Annotated in this window: 7 protein-coding genes; all 7 read left to right on the plus strand. The window is 32.7% G+C overall.

The annotated features are described in order from the left end of the window. Positions 1-42 precede the first annotated feature (42 nt). The 7 genes from DI076_RS19955 to DI076_RS19990 all read left to right on the plus strand — a co-directional run bounded on the left by DI076_RS19955 (position 43) and on the right by DI076_RS19990 (position 5809). Positions 43-597, plus strand: a complete 555-nt coding sequence (locus DI076_RS19955) for a hypothetical protein (protein WP_108961602.1) — start codon at positions 43-45, stop codon at positions 595-597. 579 nt (positions 598-1176) lie between these two features. Further along, positions 1177-2334, plus strand: a complete 1158-nt coding sequence (locus DI076_RS19960; RefSeq protein WP_108961603.1) for a hypothetical protein — start codon at positions 1177-1179, stop codon at positions 2332-2334. Between the two features lie 295 nt (positions 2335-2629). Beyond that, the gene (locus DI076_RS19965; RefSeq protein ID WP_108961604.1) at positions 2630-2878 is read left to right on the plus strand and encodes a DUF6364 family protein; all 249 of its coding nucleotides are present in this window, start codon (positions 2630-2632) and stop codon (positions 2876-2878) included. After that, on the plus strand, positions 2875-3294 hold the full coding sequence (locus DI076_RS19970) for a type II toxin-antitoxin system VapC family toxin (protein WP_108961605.1): 420 nt from the start codon (positions 2875-2877) through the stop codon (positions 3292-3294). The genes DI076_RS19965 and DI076_RS19970 overlap by 4 nt, the downstream gene beginning before the upstream one ends. Positions 3295-3503: 209 nt before the next feature. Beyond that, positions 3504-4181, plus strand: a complete 678-nt coding sequence (locus DI076_RS19975) for a YdcF family protein (RefSeq protein ID WP_108961606.1) — start codon at positions 3504-3506, stop codon at positions 4179-4181. Positions 4182-4623: 442 nt separating this feature from the next. Beyond that, a complete protein-coding gene (locus DI076_RS19985; RefSeq protein WP_108961608.1) occupies positions 4624-5262 on the plus strand; it encodes an SH3 domain-containing protein in 639 nt (212 codons plus the stop codon). 214 nt (positions 5263-5476) lie between these two features. Then, positions 5477-5809, plus strand: a complete 333-nt coding sequence (locus DI076_RS19990) for a TRL domain-containing protein (protein ID WP_108961609.1) — start codon at positions 5477-5479, stop codon at positions 5807-5809. The last annotated feature ends 24 nt before the right edge of the window (positions 5810-5833 follow it).

Genomic DNA, 5833 nt, shown 5'->3' on the forward strand with positions numbered 1-5833 from the left:
AAGCCTAGTTCGTTATACGCAATGTCGAAAAAATGACTGAAGATGAATCACTTATTATTAATATTTTATCCAATAAGATTGGCGCTAAAAGCTTCAGATAAAAAACTAGTAAAATTTATAATTATCTTTTTTATTTTTGAATACATGAAAATTCTCAAAAAAATATTCTTTCTTTTGGTATTACTATTTATTCCATCACAAATAATATTGTTACCAGTAATTCAAAATTTCGATTCTTGCTCCCAATTCCATAAAGGCATATTCCAATATGAATACGAAAATCAAATAATAAAAGTCTTACGCACAAGTAATAAATCTTTTGCGTATAGAAAATATCCTGATTCTTATTCGATAGACTCTATTGAATGGATTTCTCCTTGTATCGCTAAATTAGTCTGCATCAAAGACAATGAAGATACAGACAATGAAGATACAGACAATGAAGATACAGACGATGAAGATTACCAAATTGGAACTGTAACCTATCTTAAAATTACAAGAACCTATTTCAATAAATATAATTTTATACTATATGATTCTAAGAAAGATATCCTTATCGAAGGTACGGTCAAAAGAATAAAAACTTTAAAGGATTAACAAACTGCAACTTCGACACTGCGTATAACAGCGGGGAAACGCTTCGCTTCGGCACTTACGGCCTCGCTTGGGCTGCGCCACATTCTCTTTCTGGCATTCGCCTTGCTTACGCAAGCTACATGCCAGTCCCTAACGTCCCGTTACCGGGACTCAGGGTCAGGGAACGTCGTCTCCCCTAGTTCGTTAATTGCAATTAGTTGATATAAAGAAGAAAACGCGCAAATTTTTTTATGAGGGTCTTGTCGATTAACGCTTTGGAAGAGAACAATTTAAGCTATGCTCTCCATTAAAGTGCAGATAAAGATTTTTGCTTTTTAAAAGTTAAGAGAAAATTTGCGCTCGATTGTAGGACCCTTTCGACTAAAGTTTTATACTATATTAACTAACTGCAATTAACATCGCCTTAACGCTCACTCGGGCACTTTTCCACTTCGACTCAGATTCCTGATGAAATCTGATTCTCGTGGGGCCCTCGCTCGGCCTAAAGGCACATTCCGTGTCGCGCTAACGCCTCATAGAGGCTCAGCTACACGGAACGTCGTTAAGGCTGATTCGTTATACGAAAATTTGCAAAACTATATGTTATATATAAATACCCAAAATCCACATAGAAACTTTCTTAATTTTCTGAAGAAAGTCTTTCAAAATAAAGAAATACCAAAATATCTGGATCCAACTCTCTTGGGACAATTAAATGTAAATAAATTATCAATTTCCCCACAAAAAATATTATCTATAAACCCAAATATAAATAAAAGAGAAATAGAAAGTGACTTTCAAGGAATTCCACTTTCATTTCATATAAAAAACGAAAAGACTAAGAAATCATACAATTTAGATGAATCTTTCCTTAGCAATGAATTTGACGAAATTTTAATAGAGGATTCCGATTTAAATATCGTTGAACTCGGTTACCGAATAAACAGACGTATAAATATCAAAATAAAAATTGCTAATAGCGAAATAAACCAATTACAAATAAATTACTACTTCCAAGCAGAAGGAGGAATTGGCAGTATTTTCAGCACTTTTCAAAATACAAAAATAAACATACTAATTATAGAAAACTCAACTCAATCACCAATAAATATAGAAAACATTAACATTGAGCTTCTCTACACAAAAACAGAAAATTTAAAGTTATCGAACTGTAATTTTAAATATCCAATTTTCCAGAATTTAAATAAATTTAAACTAACACTTAAAAATTCAGTTTTAATATTACCTCAAAACTTACCTTTATTCTCAGATTTCGAAAACAAAATAAAATCAAATTTTAAACAGGACTATTTCGATATAAAAGAAACTGAAATTATTTCATCATTAAAATACTTAAAAACACTTAACGAATCTGCACCCTTTACAAAAACCATAGAAAGGTTTTATTCATATTTCGATTCCCGCAGAGGACTAATAAATAAAATCCTGTTTGCATATACAAACTATTACTATAATATCCTTATTCCATTCTTAGGTACTCTAATACTTTTAATAACAATTCAGACAATATTTCAATCGGAACACAACCCTTGTGAAAAACAAACAATCGCAAATTTATTTTCACCAATAGAAATTACAAAAAATTGTTTTTTATCTGATTTTAAACTATCTTTAAAAATTAATAACATCTCATTTGAAAAAATATTTTTGATAATTCTATCAGGGGCCACATATTTTTCAATTTTTTCTTTAACTCTAGCATTCAAAAGACGCTTTGGTTATAATAAAATTGAATAAGCAAATCTTCGTATAACAGCACCTTCCCGCTACGCTTCGGCACAAGGCCTCGCTCGGGCTGCGCCAAATTGTCCTCCTGTCACTCGTTTGCATTCGCAAACTACGTGCCAGTCCCTAACGTCCCGTTAACGGGACTCAGGGTCGGACAACTTCGGGAAGGCTAGTTCGTTATGCGCAAGAGACAAAATCATTTCTAGAACCAGAAAAAAAGACTAAAAAATCCATTATTTAGAGAAAAGTAAAGATTGACAGACACGTAAACTAAATACAATATTATACGTATAGGTGTTTCCGTATGAATACTAAACTTACACTATCTCTAGATGACAAAATAATAAAGCAAGCAAAGGAATTTGCTAAGCAGAGAAATAAAAGTTTATCTAAACTGATAGAAGACTATCTAGGCGGAATTTCTTCAAAAATCTCATCTAATGAAGAGAATCTCCCGCCTGTGACAAAAAAATTAGCAGGAATACTAAAGGGTAAAAAAGAAATTGATATTAAAAATGATATAGCTCATTTTCTCGAAAAGAAATACAAATGATTCAGAATGTTTACCTAGATTCTGATGTTATTATAGACTATCTATATGCAAGAGAACCTTTCTTTCAGGAATCTGTAGAGCTGATTTCACTAATAGAAAATAAAAAAATTAAGGGATATATTTCTTCACTAATTATTTGGAATATTTTCTATATCCTGGCAAAGTATACAAATGAAAAATCTGCTAGAGCATTAATTAAAGAATTCAAAACTATTATAGAAATAATTCCAATTGACGAAAAAATTATCGATCTTGGATTAAATTCTTCAATAAAGGATTTTGAAGATTCAATTCAATATTTTGCAGCAAAATCAAAAAAGATTAAATACATTATCACTAGAAATAAAAAAGATTATCCAGGTGGAGAAATTAAACCTTTAAGTCCGAAAGAATTTCTTACAATTTTTAAAGAATAAAATCGGGAATCCTTTTTAGACTTGTCTCCAGCGCATAACAGCAACTAACCGCTGCGCTTCGGGACTTCGCCCTCGCTTGGTCTGCGACACATAGGCTTTCTGTCACTCGTTTGCATCCGCAAACTCCGTGCCAGTCCCTAACGTCCCGTTGGGACTCAGGGTCAGCCTACGTCGGTTAGTCTAGTTCGTTAAGCGCAATTACTTAAAATATGCTCATAAAAGATCATAAAAATATTACAAAAGAAGATTTAGAAGCTGCTTCATTAATCTGGGAATTTCTTCACGTAAAAGACTATTTACCAAAAACCGATCTGATTTTTGTTCTCTGTAGTCATGATATCAGAGTTGCGCATTATGCGGTTGACCTTTATAAAAAAAAACTCGCTAATCGAATTCTATTCTCTGGAGGTTTGAACTTTTTTACTAAAAATATTTTCCCTAACTCTGAAGCAGAAACTTTTGCGCAAATTGCTTTGCAGAATGAAATTCCAAAAGAACACATTTTCGTGGAGAACAAATCAACTAATACTGGAGAGAACATCCAATTCTCAAAAAAATTACTACAGGATTATAAGTTAACAATAAATTCGATAATTGCTATTCAGAAACCTTCTATGACTCTACGAATTAAACAAGCTCTACTTAAACAATGGCCTGATATTGAATTTCATATCTCTTCTCCAGATTATAGTTTAATTGATGCTCCGCATTCCCATATTAATCTATTTATGATTATCAATGAAATTGTTGGCGATCTTCACCGTATTATTTTATATCCAAAATTAGGTTTCCAAACTCACACAATCATACCAGAGAGTATAATTTCTGCTTACAATAAACTTATTTCTAATGGATACAATTTACACTTAACAAATGAAAATATATAAAATTTTAGCAATTTCTTTTCTGACTTTTTGTTGTTCTATACTTTTTGACGATAATGAAAATAATTCAAAGAAAGATAAAAAGGCATGTGCGGCTACCCAAATCGTATACTATAGCGATTGCACTAATTATGAGAAAAAACAGACAGAATTTTGCAAAAATTCATACACGCAATGCAGTGTTGTTTGTGCATTAGCAAGTTCATTCGGATGCGGACTTTAATAAATAAGTAAGTAACTGCGCTTAACAGCGCCTTTCCGCTTCGCTTCGGCACTTACGGCCTCGCTCGGCCTGCGGCAAATTGTCCTCCTGGCATTCGCCTTGCTTACGCAAGCTACATGCCAGTCCCTAACGTCCCTTCGGGACTCAGGGTCGGACAACTTCGGAAAGCCTAGTTCGTTATGCGAAAGATTTTCAAAATTATTATTTAACAAACAGGAATTTATGAAGAAATTAATAATACTTTGCTTACTTATTTCATTTTGTAACAAAGAACAAACTGAAAATATAGCTAAAAAAACAAGTTCTCCTTACTCAAAAGATACACTTTTGAGTAATACAGCTTCAGTACTAAACTTAAGAGAAAAACCCGCTCTTGATTCCCCAATTATAGCTAGAATAAATAAATGTGACCAAGTTAGTTTCTTGGAAGAGACGATTGAAAAAGCATTAGTGAATGGAGAATTATTCTCTTTTTATAAAGTTGAATATAATTTCACAAAAATTGGTTTTGCTTCTAGTAAATATCTTAAAAAGATAAATAATATTTCCTTTTCTTACAATAAAAAACCTTTTAATATTGTCGGCACATGGCCACTTTACTATGATTCTCCAAATGCTATTTTCACTTTTAATGATGATAATACTTTTATCCGAGATATTTACGATGAATCTGGAAATCACAAAGATTCAGATTTATCTAATGGAATTTATGAATACGATGGATGTTGTAAATTAAAAGCAACTTTTTCAAATGGTAAAGTTATCACTTTTGATGTGATTTCAATTAGCGATTCAAACAAAAATGAAAAAACTACACTTATGTTAGAATGCTTTATATTAGAAATTGGAAAATCTCAATAATCCATAAAAATCCTTCGCATAACTGCAACTTACCGCTTCGCTTCGGCACTAGGCCTCGCTCGGGCTTCGCCAAATCCTCCTCCTGGCATTCGCCTTGCTTACGCAAGCTACATGCCAGTCCCTAACGTCCCGTTTCCGGGACTCAGGGTCGGAGGACTTCGGTAAGTCTAGTTCGTTATACGACATCCGTAAAAATATAGAAAAGAGTAAAAAAATGATCAAAAAATGTTTTGTAATTATCCTGATTTCAATGAATGCTTGTGTTGCAGTTCCTCCAGGAGGAGGAGGAGCATTTGTTTACAATGACTATACAACCATACACACGGTTTTTCCTATTCCACAAGGTGAGTTGACCGCTAGTTCTACGGCTCGGTGCTACCTATCTTTAGTTTGTCTAGGAAATATAAGTCCTCACTCTATTGCGATTAAAAACGGTATAGAAATTATTACTGCAATCGACTATGAATATACAAACATAAATATTTTTTACAGTTCTACTACTTTGATAGTTCACGGAAGAAAGAAAAATTCTACTGATTCAAAATGAAAATATTCCAGTTCAGATGAAAAC

Origin of the sequence: Leptospira ellinghausenii (genome assembly GCF_003114815.1) — a bacterium.
GTDB classification, from domain to species: domain Bacteria; phylum Spirochaetota; class Leptospiria; order Leptospirales; family Leptospiraceae; genus Leptospira_A; species Leptospira_A ellinghausenii.